This is a genomic window from Brevibacillus sp. BC25 (assembly GCF_000282075.1).
GTDB lineage: Bacteria > Bacillota > Bacilli > Brevibacillales > Brevibacillaceae > Brevibacillus.
The window spans coordinates 48,237-64,056 of record NZ_AKIX01000012.1 but is presented as its reverse complement, the minus strand read 5'-3'; the positions used below and the strand labels follow the sequence as shown (position 1 = coordinate 64,056).

18 protein-coding genes and 1 pseudogene are annotated in these 15,820 nt (G+C 46.4%); 15 read left to right on the top strand and 4 right to left on the bottom strand.

Annotation, left to right across the window (positions count from 1 at the left end):
- From PMI05_RS02505 to PMI05_RS02490, 4 genes and pseudogenes are all read left to right on the top strand, one after another.
- Positions 1 to 484 (top strand): annotated as a pseudogene (locus tag PMI05_RS02505) (hypothetical protein); the annotation flags it as partial.
- A 144-nt stretch (positions 485 to 628) separates the two neighbouring features.
- Complete coding sequence (locus tag PMI05_RS02500) at positions 629 to 970, top strand: hypothetical protein (protein WP_007716784.1); 342 nt, start codon at positions 629 to 631, stop codon at positions 968 to 970.
- A 139-nt stretch (positions 971 to 1,109) separates the two neighbouring features.
- Positions 1,110 to 2,015 carry an ATP-grasp domain-containing protein gene (locus PMI05_RS02495; protein WP_007716783.1) on the top strand — a complete coding sequence of 302 codons (906 nt, stop codon included), beginning with the start codon at positions 1,110 to 1,112 and terminating at the stop codon, positions 2,013 to 2,015.
- 16 nt (positions 2,016 to 2,031) lie between these two features.
- Complete coding sequence (locus tag PMI05_RS02490) at positions 2,032 to 2,790, top strand: carbon-nitrogen hydrolase family protein (protein ID WP_007716781.1); 759 nt, start codon at positions 2,032 to 2,034, stop codon at positions 2,788 to 2,790.
- A 52-nt stretch (positions 2,791 to 2,842) separates the two neighbouring features.
- Here the strand turns inward: PMI05_RS02490 and PMI05_RS02485 are convergent, their stop codons facing one another.
- Entirely contained in the window at positions 2,843 to 3,703 is an 861-nt protein-coding gene (locus PMI05_RS02485) for an MBL fold metallo-hydrolase (RefSeq protein WP_007716778.1), read from the bottom strand.
- Between the two features lie 110 nt (positions 3,704 to 3,813).
- The gene (locus PMI05_RS02480; RefSeq protein ID WP_007716776.1) at positions 3,814 to 4,881 is read right to left on the bottom strand and encodes an NAD(P)/FAD-dependent oxidoreductase; all 1,068 of its coding nucleotides are present in this window, start codon (positions 4,879 to 4,881) and stop codon (positions 3,814 to 3,816) included.
- A 173-nt stretch (positions 4,882 to 5,054) separates the two neighbouring features.
- Here PMI05_RS02480 and PMI05_RS02475 point away from each other — a divergent pair, with 173 nt between their 5' ends.
- Complete coding sequence (locus tag PMI05_RS02475) at positions 5,055 to 5,318, top strand: DUF1450 domain-containing protein (RefSeq protein ID WP_007716774.1); 264 nt, start codon at positions 5,055 to 5,057, stop codon at positions 5,316 to 5,318.
- 105 nt (positions 5,319 to 5,423) lie between these two features.
- On the opposite strand, the gene mqnE is transcribed toward PMI05_RS02475, so the two are convergent.
- The gene (gene mqnE, locus PMI05_RS02470; protein ID WP_007716767.1) at positions 5,424 to 6,527 is read right to left on the bottom strand and encodes an aminofutalosine synthase MqnE; all 1,104 of its coding nucleotides are present in this window, start codon (positions 6,525 to 6,527) and stop codon (positions 5,424 to 5,426) included.
- Positions 6,528 to 6,908: 381 nt separating this feature from the next.
- Here mqnE and PMI05_RS02465 point away from each other — a divergent pair, with 381 nt between their 5' ends.
- The 9 genes from PMI05_RS02465 to PMI05_RS31575 all read left to right on the top strand — a co-directional run bounded on the left by PMI05_RS02465 (position 6,909) and on the right by PMI05_RS31575 (position 13,102).
- A complete protein-coding gene (locus tag PMI05_RS02465; RefSeq protein WP_007716765.1) occupies positions 6,909 to 7,130 on the top strand; it encodes an aspartyl-phosphate phosphatase Spo0E family protein in 222 nt (73 codons plus the stop codon).
- A 150-nt stretch (positions 7,131 to 7,280) separates the two neighbouring features.
- Positions 7,281 to 7,640: an iron-sulfur cluster insertion protein ErpA gene (gene erpA / locus PMI05_RS02460; RefSeq protein WP_007716763.1), complete on the top strand. Its 360-nt coding sequence runs from the start codon at positions 7,281 to 7,283 to the stop codon at positions 7,638 to 7,640.
- Between the two features lie 174 nt (positions 7,641 to 7,814).
- Positions 7,815 to 8,399, top strand: coding sequence for an RNA polymerase sigma factor (locus tag PMI05_RS02455; RefSeq protein ID WP_007716761.1), 585 nt, complete (start codon positions 7,815 to 7,817; stop codon positions 8,397 to 8,399).
- Positions 8,374 to 9,291 carry a hypothetical protein gene (locus PMI05_RS02450; RefSeq protein ID WP_007716759.1) on the top strand — a complete coding sequence of 306 codons (918 nt, stop codon included), beginning with the start codon at positions 8,374 to 8,376 and terminating at the stop codon, positions 9,289 to 9,291. The genes PMI05_RS02455 and PMI05_RS02450 overlap by 26 nt, the downstream gene beginning before the upstream one ends.
- 120 nt (positions 9,292 to 9,411) lie before the next feature.
- Entirely contained in the window at positions 9,412 to 10,893 is a 1,482-nt protein-coding gene (locus PMI05_RS02445; protein ID WP_007716758.1) for a DUF4173 domain-containing protein, read from the top strand.
- Between the two features lie 144 nt (positions 10,894 to 11,037).
- Positions 11,038 to 11,421, top strand: a complete 384-nt coding sequence (locus PMI05_RS02440) for a cupredoxin domain-containing protein (RefSeq protein WP_007716755.1) — start codon at positions 11,038 to 11,040, stop codon at positions 11,419 to 11,421.
- 392 nt (positions 11,422 to 11,813) lie between these two features.
- The gene (locus tag PMI05_RS02435) at positions 11,814 to 12,173 is read left to right on the top strand and encodes a hypothetical protein (RefSeq protein WP_007716752.1); all 360 of its coding nucleotides are present in this window, start codon (positions 11,814 to 11,816) and stop codon (positions 12,171 to 12,173) included.
- Between the two features lie 42 nt (positions 12,174 to 12,215).
- Positions 12,216 to 12,836 carry a hypothetical protein gene (locus PMI05_RS02430; protein WP_007716747.1) on the top strand — a complete coding sequence of 207 codons (621 nt, stop codon included), beginning with the start codon at positions 12,216 to 12,218 and terminating at the stop codon, positions 12,834 to 12,836.
- A gap of 131 nt (positions 12,837 to 12,967) precedes the next feature.
- Positions 12,968 to 13,102, top strand: coding sequence for a hypothetical protein (locus tag PMI05_RS31575; protein WP_255344484.1), 135 nt, complete (start codon positions 12,968 to 12,970; stop codon positions 13,100 to 13,102).
- Positions 13,103 to 13,269: 167 nt separating this feature from the next.
- Here the strand turns inward: PMI05_RS31575 and PMI05_RS02425 are convergent, their stop codons facing one another.
- Complete coding sequence (locus PMI05_RS02425; protein ID WP_007716744.1) at positions 13,270 to 14,280, bottom strand: NAD(P)/FAD-dependent oxidoreductase; 1,011 nt, start codon at positions 14,278 to 14,280, stop codon at positions 13,270 to 13,272.
- 349 nt (positions 14,281 to 14,629) lie between these two features.
- Here PMI05_RS02425 and PMI05_RS02420 point away from each other — a divergent pair, with 349 nt between their 5' ends.
- Entirely contained in the window at positions 14,630 to 15,820 is a 1,191-nt protein-coding gene (locus tag PMI05_RS02420) for an NAD(P)/FAD-dependent oxidoreductase (RefSeq protein WP_007716743.1), read from the top strand.

Sequence of the window (15,820 nt, the reverse complement as noted above, 5' to 3'; positions counted from 1 at the left end):
AAGCGGCGGGGTTTACAGCCACGTAATCGCTACCTTTGAAAACAACAAACCAGCCGTGATTTTTGGTGAAAAGGAAAACGAAGGAATCCGTTACGAGGGGAAATTCGTAGATGGCTTTAAAGTAGAGGGCAAAGGCTCCCACCTGGAGAAGCCGCTGACGCTTGACGTAAGTGCCAACCAGGATGTGTACGTAGCTGCCAAGCTGTATGACAAAGCAGGCAAAGTACAGCCAACAGAAGATGCTGTTTCTGTATTTTCCTATCCATTTGGTTCTTTGACTCCAGTCGATATGGATGCGAACGGTACATTTGAGCTGGTAGGGGAGCAACGACTTGTAGGTATGAACAACACAGATACCGTTTCCCGCATCAACTCCGTATGGGGCTACCAAGGTGACGGCAAATGGAATCCATGGGAAGTAGAGTATTCTACTTTCTTGAAAAAACACCCAGGTGAAGCGATCAACACGATGATTGAAAAGTAATAATTGTAGAGCTTGATACGCAGCCTCCTTTTCATGACGGAAATGAAAAAGGAGGCTGGTTTTCGTTGCCAGCGAATGGTTCTACCAACCGACTTTTTCTCATATGGATTTTGGGTACAGGGGTAACCAAAGGAGGAAAAGCGGATGGACCAACCGATTGCTCGCTACTACGAGTTGAAGGAAATTCAAAAGCAGGTAGAGGAAGAGTTGAACGAGCTGCGGAGTAAACTAATTGAAGCTTACAGCGAAGCAGGGAGCGCAGAGGAAGGCGAATACAAGCTGCTGATCTCTTATCAGGAGCGGCGAGAATACAACGATGACCGTCTTTACAACGCCTTGCCAGATCCTTCGCTTTGGCGCCTCATGTCGAAGGCGGATACAGGGAAAATCTCCAGTCTGCTCAAGCTGAATGTCATTCAAGAGAAGGTACTGGCAGACACCTTTGAACCGAAAAAAGTACCTGTTTTACGTGTCCAAAAGCGATAAACCAGCAGAATAAGAAAACCGTCAGGATTAATCTTGACGGTTTTTTACGTTCTAAGAATTATCTTGTATAATGGGATGATATTGCCAATTTCTAATTTTTCCTTACTTTTCTCTATCATCTGAGAGGAGGATCGTGCAGATGAAAGTCTTATTTTGCAGCCAGCCATTTCAAGAAAACAAAGTCGATGAAACCTACGAATATGAGTATACGTGTGCAAAACAACTCGGCTTGGACATTCATCTGATCAGCTTGGAACAACTGATCTACCATGACAACCCGTTAGCGGCTGTGAAACAAATACAACCCGCTCCTGAAAAAGTAACGGCTATCTACAGGGGATGGATGCTAAAACCGTTCCTGTACCAAAAATTGTACGACGCCCTGCTAGCCAAAAATATAGAGTTAATCAATACACCCGAAAAGTACGTGCATTGCCATTACCTGCCTGAATCCTATGAAGTCATTAAAGATTTCACACCGCTTTCGGTCTGGTTGCACAAAGAAGAGATAGACGCGTCATTTGAAAACGTGCATCGGATCGTAAATAGATTTGGACAGGCTCCGATCATGATCAAAGATTATGTAAAATCTCGAAAGCACGATTGGAATGAGGCTTGCTATATTCCCGATGCTTCCGATAAAGAAAAGGTACAGCAAGTGACCAGTCGATTTTTGGAGCTGCAGCAGGATGAGTTGAATGAGGGAGTCGTCTTTCGGGAATTTGTGAAGCTTCAATTTTTGACCCATCACTCGCAGAGCAACATGCCATTATCCCAGGAATATCGCGTTTTCTTTTTGGATGGGGAACCCATGTACATGGAAAATTACTGGGAGGAAGGACAATATGACGATACGCCGCCAAACCTCCAGCCATTTTTAGAGGTAGCCAAAAAAATCAAGAGCCGCTTTTTTACCATGGACATCGCCAAGCTGGAAAATGGCTCGTGGACCATCCTGGAGCTAGGGGATGCACAGGTGTCTGCTCTGCTTGAACAGGCTGACAGATTTGAATTTTTCACAAAGCTAAAAAGAAATCTTTCATAGAAAGAGGTATCTCCCCATGAAAATAGGCTTGGCTCAGACGAGGTTTCCCCAATCAGCGGCGGAGGGGCTCGCGATTATCAAGCAGCAGATGATCAACGCTGCGCGAAATAATTGCGATCTGATTTGCTTTCCTGAATCGGTGATTCCAGGGCTGCGCGGTGTAGGCTATGAAGTGGAAGCATACGATCATGAGGTACAATACAGAGCTTTGGAAGAGATTCGTGCTCTGGCGAAGGAGCGCCAACTCGCCGTCATTTTACCGATGGAATGGAAGGATGAGCGCGGCTATCATCTAGTCGCCTTTGTTGTGGGGAAACAGGGCGAAGATCTTGGGCTACAAATCAAAAATCAGATCGATCCAAATGAGGATCAGTTTGACTATGTCCCGGGCGAAGGGCGCCATTTGTCTACGATAGAGGATGTGTCGTTTGGCATTGTCATCTGCCATGAAGGATGGCGATATCCAGAGACGGTACGGTGGGCGGCACGCCGCGGGGCGAGCATCGTTTTCCATCCGATGTTTACAGGGGAAGTCAGCAATCCCGATTTTTACAAAGGGGCAATGGTTTGCCGAAGCTTGGAAAACAACATCTACTTCGCCAGCGTGAACTACGCGATTCCGCATCAACAAGTGACGACGGCTTTGATTTCGCCTACGGGGGAACAGCTGTGTGTGGCGGCTCCAGGGGGCGAAGAGCTACTTGTGTATGAGATTGATCCTGCTAAAGCTACGCGATTATTGGCCCAGCGCTTCCAGCCTGAGTTGGTTGAATAGGAAGGGAAAAAGCTGACGCCCATACTATCCCGACATCAGCTTTTTTGCCAGTTTACATCTCCTTATCCACATAACGTCCATACTTGGGGACAGCTACTTGATCAAACTTCGCAGCCAATTGGACCAATCCATCGGCCAACTCCTCGCCATACATAGGTGGACCGTGACCAGTGATTGCATACGCAGGGGCGAGAGTGGCAAGCTTTTCGACGGATTCCCGAGCTGCCTGCCAATCGGTTGTAAGATAAACAGGAGGACCGGTCAATTGCTTTTGCTGGGTAACGACTTGATACAACGAGTCCTGCTTCACCGTAACAAAAGCGTCACCTGCGAGGAGAATTCTGTCTTCATCACGAAAGAAGGAAATGTGCCCAAGCGAATGGCCAGGTGTATGTATCCAGCGCCAGCCAGGCATTCCGGGAACGCTCCCATCTTCGGGCAAAGGAAGAACATGGCTGCCCAAATCGATTGGCTCATTTGGAAACAACGGCGACAGCTTCGCAAGTAGCCCGCCCTCAACAGTTCCATCTGGCTCTGAATAGCATTTTTGGCCTGTCAAATAAGGGATTTCTAGCGGATGGGCATAGACGGGAACCTTCCACGCTTTTACGAGCTCGATGACTGCCCCGACATGATCGAAATGACCGTGAGTAAGCAAGATGGCTCTCGGCTTGGCTTCCTCACCAAAGCGCTCCCGGGCAATCTCGATGATTTGTTCCGCCGATTGTGGCATCCCCGCATCTACCAGAACCCATGATTTTGAATCCCCGACCAGCGCGATGTTCACAATTTGAATGGTGTAGCATTCTACATCTGGTCTGACTGACTCTTCGACTCCGCTTCGAAAGGAAGTCATTGGCATGTAATTGTCAGCCAGCGTATCTCTCATATCCTCATATGTGTTTGGTTCCACTAAAAAACCTCCAAGCTGGTTTCTCCGGTCTACGATATTATGCCGATTCAGCTTGGAGATTATATACATAAAGAAAACCTGTTAGACCATCCGGTCAACAGGCTTGTGCACTATCCCATATGCTTTTTGTACATCCATAGCTGACCGCTCTTGATGACACGAGCCATCTGACCGACCAGAGACATTTTCCCCATGCTGGCAAAGCCTTCCTTTTTGCCGAGGGAACCGAGGAAGCCTTTGTGCTTGAGAGCAGGCAATGAAGCTGGATACTCCTCGCCTTTGATGTCTTTTTTCAACATCAAGGCAACTTGCTCGCCTTGGATCTCAGCGGTTTGTGCACTCGGCGCGATGATGGTGCTTGCACAGTCACCTACCACGTACACGTTCGTATGGGATGGGATTTGATGATACTGATTTAATTTGGCGCGTCCGATGTTGTCTGTTTCGATCGGCAGAGAGCGCACGATTTTGTTCGCTTGAATACCTGCTGTCCATACGATAACATCACTTTCAACAGGCTGGTTGTGGTTGTACACGATCCCTTGCTCGATGCTAGTGACATTCGCCATGGAAACAAGCTGTACATCGTGTTCAATGAACCATTGAGAAGCATATTCCTGAAGCTTTTTCGGGAATGGGCTCAAAATGTTTTGACCGCGGTCGATGATGCGTACATTCAGGTCGGGACGGCTCTCGCGCAGTTCAGCAGCCATTTCCACTCCGGAAAGACCACCGCCCACAACGCTAACCGTGCCGTATGGGTTCACATTATTGATTGCCATGTATGTGTTGCGAGTAGCTCCCATGGTTTGAATTGAACATGTAAATTGATCAGCACCAGGGATATCATGGTAACGATCCTCACAACCCAATCCGATTACAAGCCAATCGTAGGAGAGGGTGTCCCCGTTAGCAAAATTGACGACCTGCTCGTCCAATTCCACGCCAGCAATTTCACCGTATTTGACGGTCAGGCGTGGATCGTTTGGAAAATTAACACGCAGGTGAGATTCCGGTGTAGTACCTGCCGCCAGAGCGTAATACTCTGTTTTCAAGCCATGAAACGGCATACGGTCTACGAGGGTTATAAACACGTCATCTGGTAAATCAGGGGACAGGACTCGCTCAATAATACGAAGACCCCCGTATCCTCCTCCAAGGATCACAAGTCGTTTCATAGAAGGTCTAGTCCTTTCTTCTGTCCGTTTTTTACAGCACCCACTCTATTTTTAGTCTCTTTCACTAAAAATGCAAGCAGAATCTTTTTCCCGTTTTCTCCGCTGGATTTTTATCAAAGTCGCGGTACAATAAAGTACGTGATGATGTCGAAATAATCGGTAGGTGACAATAAATGAAACCACTAGTAGAATTTTGCGCGAGCAATGTTTCCTCCTATACGCAATCCGTCGTGGATACATTGGAAAATGATCCTGATCTGGATGTGGACGTACTCGAGTACGGATGTCTGGGGTATTGCGGAGAATGCTACATGGAGCCATTCGCGCTCGTAAACGGCACATTGGTACAAGCTCCAACAGCAGATGAATTACTGGTGAAAATCAAGAATAAATTACGGGAGGAAGAAGAGCTGCTGGATGCAGACTTTCCTCTGTAGGTTGTTCTCTTAGGATGTTCATTGGGGAGCATGATCAACCGTGCACGTATCAAAATAGTAAAGCTGATGCCCAAGTGAATTGGAGCATCAGCTTTTTTTTATGGATTAATGTTCTTTGATCACGTTATAGAAGGTATCGCGTTCCAGCGCGCGTTTTCCTGCGCCTTTGATCAACCAAACCAACTCATCTACAGTCAGAGCTTGCTGGGTAAGTGCACCGGCTGAGTGGCTGATGCGCTCCTCGATCAAGGTTCCGTGAGCATCGGAAATACCCATTTGCAGAGAAAGCTGTGTAAGCTGGGTACCGATGTTGATGAAGTATGCTTTGACATGCTGGAAGTTATCGAGCATCAGACGGCTGATCGCCATTGTTTTCAAATCATCAATGGCAGAGTTGCGGCGTTTGATGCCAGCTGTTGCTTGGATCGGTTGAACTGCCAATGGAATGAATACCATGAAGCCGTTTGTGTCATCTTGCAGCTCGCGCAGGCGGAGCATGTGGATCACACGCTCTTCCAATGTCTCGATGGAGCCGTACAGCATGGTGGTATGTGTTTTCAAGCCCAACTCATGAGCCGTACGGTGTACTTGCAGGTACATGTCAGTACTTGCTTTTTCCGGGCTCATTTTCATACGATAGCGCTCAGTCAAAATCTCAGCGCCACCACCAGTAAGGCTTTGGAGACCAGCTTTCATCAGCTCTTGCAAAACCTCGCGGATGGATAGACCAGAAATGCGGGAGAAGAACTCAATCTCCGCACCTGTGTACGATTTAATCGTCACATCCGGGTACGCTTTTCTCAAGGTACGAAGGGTGTCGAGGTAGTATTCAAATGGCTTGTGCTGGTTATGTCCGCCAACGATATGGAATTCACGGATACCCGGATGGAAGCGAGTTTCTACATAATGAAGCAACTCTTCCATGCTCATCGTGTAGGCACCTTCATCTCCTTCATCGCGGCGGAAGCCACAGAATCTGCAATGAGCTTCACATACGTTCGTTGGGTTGATGTACAGATTTTGCAAAAAGTAAACGTTATCCTGATTCTTGCGATAGTTAACAACGTTAGCCAATTGTCCAATCGTCAAAAGATCGTTGGAATTAAAAAGGGTGACACCGTCTTCCAAGGTAAGTCTTTCGCCATGCATGACTTTTTCTGCGATTCCGGCGAGAGATTTGTCTTGTATGGCAATCGTTTCAAGCGCCATTCCAAACACTTCCTTTCAAAGTCAATGGTTCTTAGATGAAAGAGCTTTAATCCAGTCGTACCCAATCGATATTCGTTCCATGGGAGTGGAAAGCTCTTAGGAATAAAGTGAATCTCGGGCAACAAGAGCACCTATATTATAAACCTCTTGGTAAGTACGAACAATATCATAAGTTCTCCAACTCTACACTCGGCTCCTCTTCGCCCGATTTTCCCACTCCATTGCTCATGAAAAGCCGTTATTTCTTTGTGTGAAATATTGTAAAAAACTAACAAATATCGGCATTAAATGGGGAAAGTAGGAATTTTTCGTTTGCGAAATTCTAGCTGTTCTTGTAAAATATAGTAAGAAAGCCTGATCTATTATTAGGAGGAGCTTCAAATGCGGGACGTTTTGCTCAAGAAAATCGAACTCCTTCGACAGCGTATGGTAAATATGGGGTTAGAGTTTGGGTTAGATCATCCAGATGTCCTAGAATACAGTATACAAATTGATCAACTACACAACGAACTGAACCAGATCGATCATAGTCTGTCTAAGGCAGAGAGCCGGAAGAAATCGTATAGATTTTATCTAATGGAAAATAATGCACATTTTGCATAGGAAGGGGAAACCCTTCTTTTTTATTTGTAAAGAGAGAATGAGCACGTAAAGTGCAGGGGAAGCTTGTGGGAAGAAGCGTTTCTTAGTAAACTGAATATACTGGTTGTAACAAGTGCAGGAATAATGAGCCTGTGAAGGAGGGAAAGAAGCATGATTACATTGACAGAGCGCGCCAGTCTGAAAGTAAAAGAAATGCTGGCAGCAGAAGGCAAGCCCGATGTGTTTTTGCGGGTAGGTGTCAGAACAGGTGGTTGCAGCGGCTTTACCTACGGGATGGGCTGGGACGAAGAGATGAAAGAAGGCGACGAGACCTTCGAGCAAAACGGTGTGAAGATTGTTGTCGATAAGGACAGCTACCCATACATTAAAGGTACAGAGATCGATTTCAAGGAATCGATGATGGGCGGAGGCTTCTCCATCGAGAATCCGAATGCAGTTGCTTCTTGTGGCTGTGGCTCTTCGTTTAAGACGGCACTCGCTGAAGGCAAAGCGGAGAAATGTGACGACTAAGGCCTTTTGCTAGTATTTGGTGAATAAGACTAATAGAGACCTCTTTGACTTGTGCGGAAATTTCGCATGAGTGGAAGAGGTTTTTTTGTTGAGAGTATTCGGATGAAAATTTCCAAATCGTGTCACAAAATGACGTCTTTGTTTGTTATACGTGCGAATCGGAGGTGAGAGGGCTTGGATCATAACGAAATGGAGCAAGCGCTAAAGGAGGTCAGAGCGGGGGATATCGACCAATTTGGTTTGATCATCGACGCGATGCAAAAACCGTTGTTCGTGTACTGCTATCACATGCTGGGACACCGACAGGAAGCGGAGGATGCAGTCCAGGAGGTTTTCTTGAAAGCATTCGAGCAGCTGGATAGCTATCGGCACACCGTTTCTTTTTCGGCATGGATGTATAAGATTGCGTATCATCATTGTCTGAACCTCTTAAACAGAGCGAAGCTGAATCGCGTGGTCACTTTTTTGCGAGCGGGGATTCAGACGGTCAGTCGCCATGAGGGTGAAAAGAAGATAGAAGATACCGAGTATTTGAACACCCCTCTTCATGTGGCCATTTCAAAGCTATCTGTAAAGGAGCGCAATCTCCTGATTTTGCGTGTGGTGGAAGACCGAAGCTACGATGAGCTGGCCTTGTTGTTTGATACGAAGCCAGCTACGCTGCGAAAACAGTATGAACGTGCATTGAAAAAGTGCAAATCCTACATGCTCCAGAATGAAGGCGGTGATAGACATGACTCGATCTCAGCAACCCGATGATTGGAAACAACAGTTAACCGCCGCCGCCGATGATTTCGATGTCAAGGAACAGGTCCTTCAAAAAATCAAGGAACAAAAAATGAGGTCGGAGGGGAAGCAAGTGAAAAAAAGATTGGGATTACTTGTCGCGGCGATTCTTGTGTTTGGGGGAACATCCGCTTATGCAGCCATGAAGGTATACGAATTGAAGAATGAAAAAGGGGAATCCGTTGTAAAAGTGCAGCAGACAGCTACTCCACAACCGCAAAGTAGTGCGGAAAGTATAAAAACCTTTGAGGATGCAAGAAATTCGCTTAAGCCAGGCGAAGGAGCAGCCGTATATATGGTTGGCCCGGACAATCCGAAAAAACGTGTTTCCTTCACCTATATTCCTGTTATTCATGAATCCACACCACCGCTTCAGAAAGAAGTGGGGAGCTTTTATGAGGTACCAGATGAGCTCGCGGGTGGCTACAAATTTGTAAATGGGCATGTAAACTACCCATTTGATTATAGCCAACCAGAGTTATTCGAAGAAATGTACAAGGAGGCAGAGAAGGAGAAGAAACAAATCGTCGTGCGAAAGGTATCTCCTAAGCCAAAATTTGATAGAGTCTATACGTTGTACAAAGGAAGTGAAGGAAAAGAGAGGGAAGGGGACGTATACATCGCCATCACGAACTTTGAAGGTTTGAAATGGATCGAAGAAGAAGCAGGACAGGATGCTATCGTAGAAAAAGTGAAAGTGCAACATTATGAGGGACTGTATATAGCTGGCAAGCTAATGGATGGAACCGAAGAGAAAGTCGTAAAGGTCTATCAAGAGGACAAGAATAGACTCATCGAAGTGGTTGCCTTGAATCATGCTCTGACGAAAAAAGATTTACTGATGATTGCCGAGAAATTAAAATAGATACACCTGACCAAAAATGTAACATTTATCCAAACATACACGTACTTACGAGAGCAGCTCCTTTTTGGAGACTGCTCTTAGCTCACTTGTAGGCAAAAGCATGAGTAAGGAGTGAAGAAGTTGGCTGATGTTACGCAAGAACAAAAAGGCTTGCAGTGGCTATTGCTGGGGGCATTTGGGAGCGGCTTACTGTTTGACTGGATGTTTTACGGTAAAGGATTTGGCATCTCTTTTCTATTGTTCGTAATCGGCTTGTACGGTCTCTTTATTTGGCAGGCTAGGCAACGCATTCATATACGCTTTTCTCGAAAGCAAGTATTCGACTGGATATGGTCGCTTCCGATTTTTCTATTGGCCTTTACCTTTTTTCTATTTTCCAATCCACATTTTCACCTGTTCAACCTGTTACTGATCCCGTTTCTATTCGTGATCCAAACGATCCTGATCACCAAGCGCCATCAAGAGAAATGGTTCGAGGCAGGCTTTTTCATGGAGATGATGGAGACACTGCTTCTTTATACCCCGAAGAATACGCGCCTGCCATTTAGTCTGACAAAGGAATGGGTTAAGGGCAGGTTGAACCAAGAGAAGTATGGGGTGATGAAGAAGGTTTTCATCGGAATCGGCATCTCGGTGCCTCTATTAGTGATTGTACTCTCCTTGCTCTCGAATGCGGATAGTGTGTTTGGCCATTTTCTGGGTCAAATACCGCGAAGGATGATTGATGTCGATTCACTTGAAGCAATTTTTCGAATGATGCTAATCGGGCTCATTACGATCCTTGTGTTTGCTTACATGTATTCTCTTTTCGGGAAACGAGAAGAAGTAGTGGAATTGCCTGTACCCGGAGATGACCAAAAGATCGTCTGGGACGGAGTTATCCTTGTGACGATTCTGGCGATCATCAATATGGTGTACACAGCGTTTACATACATTCAGATATCGTATTTGTTCAGCGGGGCGAAGCGAGTTTTACCAGATGAATTGACGTACGCCGAGTATGCTAGAAATGGTTTCAATGAGCTGGTGACGGTCACCGTCATTAATTTCTTGATTCTCCTATGCACGATGCACTTTGCATCACGGGCAAAACCAATGCTCTACCGGATCATTCAAGTTCTGCTGAGTATGCTGACGATTTGTACGGGTTTCATGCTCGTGTCTGCCTATTTTCGCCTCTCGCTGTATGAGGATGCTTACGGGTATACGCATACGCGGCTGTTAGCTCACGTTTTCATGATATTTCTGTTTGTGCTGTTTATCATTGCTCTCTTGAAAATTTGGCGCGACCGTTTCTCCCTGATCAAGTATTACGCGATTGTGACACTAGTGAGTTACGTCATTCTGAATTACATCAATATGGACGTCATCATTGCCAAAAACAATGTACAGCGCTATCATGCGACTGGACACATCGACATCGAGTATTTGAGCGAGCTGTCTTATGACGCCATACCAGTGGTTATGGAGCTTGTGCGGGATAAAAAGGTAGAAGAGAGGTTTATGGAGATGCTGCAGGAGCGGAAAGAAATTTTGTATGAGGACAATAGCTGGCAGTCCTTTAATCTCTCGGAGTATCGGGCAAAGGCATATCTTCCATGAAATTAGAGACGGAGACGAGGTGATCTATCGTGTGTTCATCAATCGTTCCCCAATTCGTCACTGTTCGTTCACACGATCCCAGATTTTGGATTGATTTCATCGAGTAAGATGGAAGTGTAGAAAAAGAAGAAAGAAGGGGTCATTGTGAACAAGAAGTGGGGTCTGTTGGTTTCTTCAGTTGCATTGTCTGCAATGTTGATTACAGCATGCGGCGGAGGAAAGGATCAAGCTGCTAGCACGGATGCAGCGGCTCCTGCAGCGACTACTGGCACACAAGTGAATATCGAAGCTAGTAACTGGAAATTCAATCAAGAAACCTTTGAAGTAAAAGCTGGCGAAGAGTTCACGCTCAACTTTAAGTCGACAGAAGGCTTTCACGGTATTGGTATCCAAGGGCTGGATGTAGACCTCCAAAAAGATGGCAGCAAAACGATGAAAATCGATACAGCTGGTGAGTACACCATCTTTTGCAACGTGATTTGTGGACCGGACCATGGTAAAATGGTAGCAAAATTAGTCGTGAAATAATTCGATTCTCTTATTGGAATAAAACAACAAACAAGCACTTTGGCCTGCATAGCGGGTCAAGGTGTTTTTTCATTTCACAGGTGGGGACATACTACATGGGCAGCCACTCATCGAGTAAGGGAGGGAACCACATGTCCAAGCACAACAATAAAGACAAACGCCCAACAGAAGCATCTGCCGGCTCACGCAGCACTCCTCCGAAAACGGGAGAGAACACCGGGCATAATTTGCGGAAAGAAGATCGATCGTAGCATACAAGAGAGAAGCTAGCAGGCAAAAGTCCTCCCATAACGGAGGGCTTTTTTGCTTGTCATATACATGTTTTCGCGATTTTTGCACAAGGTAAGGAGGAAAAGTTTTCAAGTCGGTGATGCGATCCAAAAAGGAGATGAGTGACACTGGATAAGAAACACTACTACGTGACCTTGCAAGCAGGAACGACAGTGGCAGAAATCCGCGATGAAAAAGGCTCCGCCACGTACGATTTTGAGATCGAAGCGACCGATGTTCAAGTGGGCATGATGCGAGATTTGTTCAATAACTGCGTCCATGGGGATTTCATGATGTGGATGCATGGACATACGTTATGGTCTGACATGCCGGATCGGGACAACGACGAATACGATGACAACCTGAGGGCCATCTACCAACTCATTTATCAGTATGGCACCGAAAAAACAAAAAGTGATCTCGAGCAAATGGGCCTTGTAAAACTATTGGGGCTGGATAGAGAAGAGTTGCGTCCTTTTTAACGGACCAATCATAGACGTTATCTACCAGAAGGAGTGAAAAGTATGAAGATGTGGAAGCAAGGAATGATGACAACAGCGCTGGTAATGGGTCTCGCCATGCCAGGTGTTGCGTTGGCCCAAGAAGTATCAGCAACAGTTGCCCAGGTGATCAAACCGACTCACAGCCATGATGAGCATGGAGAGAAGCACATGAAGGTGCGACACAGCTCAAACAGAGGCGTTCATCAAAAAATGTACATGCTCTTGCTAGCGGAAAAATATGCACCAGATAGCGTGGTGAAATGGCAGGCAGCGTTTAAAGAACGCGATCGGTTAATGGGCGAGTTCGAGGCGCTGAGTGACGACCCGAAGTGGCAGGCGAAGCATGAAGAACGCAAGCAACTGATCAACAAGCTGAATGAACAAGTGAAAAAGGGCGAAATCACCAACGAACAGATGGAAAAGCAGTTCAAGGAATGGAAAGACAAAAACATGGGGCCAAAAGAAGAGCGTGACGCCCGAAAAGTTCGGATCGAGCAAATGAAAAAAACACACGAAGCTTTTGACTCGGCGATTGAATCTGGCGATACAGCCAAGATTAAGGAGTCACTTCAGCAAATGCTGGAACAAATGCAAGCAAACAATTCTCGCATGGCGGAAAAGCTGGCCATGAAGAAAAAATAACGTTTCGAACAAAAAAGGACGTGACCGACTTACTGGTACGCGTCCTTTTCCATATCTGTTACAAGCATAGCAGGGGTCCATTCATTCAGGAAGACCCTCTGTTCGGTTTGGCAGGAGGGACACCAGCCTGTATGGATGCATTGGTGGCGCGTACGATCTATGTAACCGTTGTCCATCTTGGCATCGTCTATCTCCCGGTATGGGCTGTAGCTCCCATAAAAGTCATACAGACGGCCTACATCTTGCAGAGCTTGACCGCACGTTGAACACGCTTGTCGGAGCGGCGTGAAGCCATTGCACACTGGGCACAGATGATTCAAAGCGTAATCGCCTCCTCGTTGCTTCTACTGTGCACGCCAACAAAAGCGGTTATGCAATGGAATTAAAAATCCCTGTCGCAGCCATCGGAGGCAACAACAGGGACCAAACATTTTTACGATTTGAAGTTGTCCATGCTTGAAGAATGACCAGGCTGCAATTTGGCATCCGGATTAAAGTAGGAAACCGCGTTGTTGACAGCAGTAGGTGCTTCACCAAATCCGACAGCGATCAGCTTGACCTTACCAGGGTAGGTTGCGATGTCGCCTGCTGCGAAAATGCCTGGAATGTTTGATTCCATGCGGGTATCGACCACGATGGAGCCTTTTTCGAGCTCCAGCCCCCAGTTCTTGATCGGACCGAGAGAGGAGATGAAGCCGAAGTTGACAATGACTGCATCAACTTCCAGATCGATTTCTTCTTTTGTCGTGCAATGGGCCAGCGTGAGTTTTTCGATGCGCTCCTCGCCGTGCAAAGCTGCAATTTCATATGGTGTCGTGACGTTTACTTTGGAGGACATGAGCATTTCTACGCTGTGTTCATGTGCGCGGAACTTGTCTCTGCGATGGATGAGGTATACTTCTTTTGCGATAGGTTCTAGCATGAGGGACCAGTCTAGAGCGGAATCACCGCCGCCAATAACAGCTACACGCTGTCCCTTGAAGGAGTTCAGATCGGTAACAAAATAGTGCAGATTGGATTTTTCATATTTGACGGCATCTGGGTGTTCCAGCCTGCGAGGTTCGAACGCTCCTACCCCAGCAGTGATAATTACGGATTTGGAGTAGTGAGTGCCTTTGTCCGTTGTGATTTCAAACACATCGTCTACTTTTTTTACGACATTTTCCACTTTTTCTTCCAGACAAACGGTTTGCTGAAATTGGGAAATCTGATCTTTCAGATTATTGATCAAATCTTGTGCTAAAACCTTTGGAAATCCGGCTACATCATATATGTACTTCTCCGGATAAAGAGCGGATAACTGCCCACCTAACTGGGGCATGCTCTCAATGATTTTTACACTGGCCTGCCTCATCCCGCCGTAAAAAGCGGTAAATAACCCGGCAGGGCCGCCACCAATGATCGTAATGTCGTAGATTTGCTCGTCCTTTTGCAGAAAGTTCAATCCAAAGCACCTCCGAATTAATCGTAAGCGAACTCCTCAACCATTATAACCCATACAAGTAGAAAAAAAGGAGAGAAAATTCGAAAGATGATAGGCAGAAAAACCTTGCAAATCCAATCGGTTGCCGATAAGATGAGGATGACTGTAAAGAAATTGTCACATTTTTCTACGTCTGACTTTGTGCATTTTTTCACAGAGTGGTTCGGATGACATCACAGGGCAATAATTCCGATACTACACGGATCATGAAATGGGGCATCTTAATCTGTATCAGACCACGTGAAAAATAGCACAATCTTCCTTAAGTTACCATGAACAATGACATCATACATGATTGGAAGGGATACTGATGGGTACACCCAAAATCCTGATTCTTGGCGCTGGATACGGTGGTTTGCTCACAACGTTGCAGCTACAGAAAAAGCTCAACTACAATGAGGCAGAAATCACCTTGGTCAACAAGCACAACTATCACTACATCACGACTTGGCTGCATGAGCCGGCTGCAGGTACGGCACCTGCGGATCATGCCCGCGTCAGTCTGGATGGCATTTTGAACAAGGACAAAGTCAACTTTGTCAAAGGAACGGTGCAAGCCATTCAGTCAGAGGAGCAGACCGTCACGCTCGAAAATGGCGAGGTGCTGTCGTATGACTATCTCGTCATTGGATTGGGCAGCGAGCCAGAAACGTTCGGAATTGAGGGACTCAAGGAGCATGCGTTTAGCATTCGCAGCATCAATGCAGTCCGCAATATTCGCGAGCATATTGAATACATGTTCTCAAAATTTAAAAATGAGCCGGATCGTACGGACTACCTCACGTTTGTTGTGGGTGGAGCTGGCTTTACAGGCATTGAGTTTTGCGGAGAGCTCGGCGATCGTCTGCCAGAGCTGTGCCGAGAATTTGATGTCGACCCAGAACTGGTGAAAGTCTACTGCATTGAGGCAGCACCAACTGCATTACCTGGCTTTGATCCAGAGCTGATCCAATACGCAATGGATGTATTGGAGAGAAAAGGCATCGAGTTCAAAATTGGAACACCGATCAAGCAGTGCACCCCGGATGGCGTACTGTTGGCTACCGGAGAAGAAATCAAATCAAAGACAGTTATCTGGGCAGCAGGTGTCCGCGGCAACAGTATCGTGGAAAAAGCAGGATTCGAAGTCATGCGCGGTCGCGTCAAGGTAGATGAATACTTGCGTGCGCCTGGACATGAGAATGTTTTTGTCGTAGGGGATTGTGCATTGATCTTTAACGAAGAAGGACGTCCTTACCCGCCAACTGCGCAAATCGCGGTACAGGAAGGCGAGACGCTGGGTGAGAATCTCGCTGCATTGGTTCGTGGCGATCTGCCTCAAAAATTCACCCCGCATTTGCAAGGGACACTGGCCTCTCTTGGAAAAGGTGAGGGCATCGGGCAAGTTGGTTCGAAAAAGCTGTTCGGCAGCACAGCAGCCATGATGAAAAAAGCGAGCGACCTCCGCTACTTGTACAAAATTGGCGGCGTAGGTCTCGCACTAAAGAAAGTAAAGCTGTAA

Excerpts from the sequence above, each read along its gene's own strand:
- erpA (WP_007716763.1), top strand. The coding sequence starts at position 7,281 with ATGATTACATTGACAGAGCGCGCCAGTCTGAAAGTAAAAGAAATGCTG.
- PMI05_RS02430 (WP_007716747.1), top strand. The coding sequence starts at position 12,216 with ATGAAGATGTGGAAGCAAGGAATGATGACAACAGCGCTGGTAATGGGT.
- PMI05_RS02480 (WP_007716776.1), bottom strand. The coding sequence starts at position 4,881 with ATGAAACGACTTGTGATCCTTGGAGGAGGATACGGGGGTCTTCGTATT.
- PMI05_RS02420 (WP_007716743.1), top strand. The coding sequence starts at position 14,630 with ATGGGTACACCCAAAATCCTGATTCTTGGCGCTGGATACGGTGGTTTG.
- PMI05_RS31575 (WP_255344484.1), top strand. The coding sequence starts at position 12,968 with ATGGATGCATTGGTGGCGCGTACGATCTATGTAACCGTTGTCCATCTT.
- mqnE (WP_007716767.1), bottom strand. The coding sequence starts at position 6,527 with ATGGCGCTTGAAACGATTGCCATACAAGACAAATCTCTCGCCGGAATC.
- PMI05_RS02490 (WP_007716781.1), top strand. The coding sequence starts at position 2,032 with ATGAAAATAGGCTTGGCTCAGACGAGGTTTCCCCAATCAGCGGCGGAG.
- PMI05_RS02500 (WP_007716784.1), top strand. The coding sequence starts at position 629 with ATGGACCAACCGATTGCTCGCTACTACGAGTTGAAGGAAATTCAAAAG.
- PMI05_RS02465 (WP_007716765.1), top strand. The coding sequence starts at position 6,909 with ATGCGGGACGTTTTGCTCAAGAAAATCGAACTCCTTCGACAGCGTATG.
- PMI05_RS02475 (WP_007716774.1), top strand. The coding sequence starts at position 5,055 with ATGAAACCACTAGTAGAATTTTGCGCGAGCAATGTTTCCTCCTATACG.
- PMI05_RS02495 (WP_007716783.1), top strand. The coding sequence starts at position 1,110 with ATGAAAGTCTTATTTTGCAGCCAGCCATTTCAAGAAAACAAAGTCGAT.
- PMI05_RS02450 (WP_007716759.1), top strand. The coding sequence starts at position 8,374 with ATGACTCGATCTCAGCAACCCGATGATTGGAAACAACAGTTAACCGCC.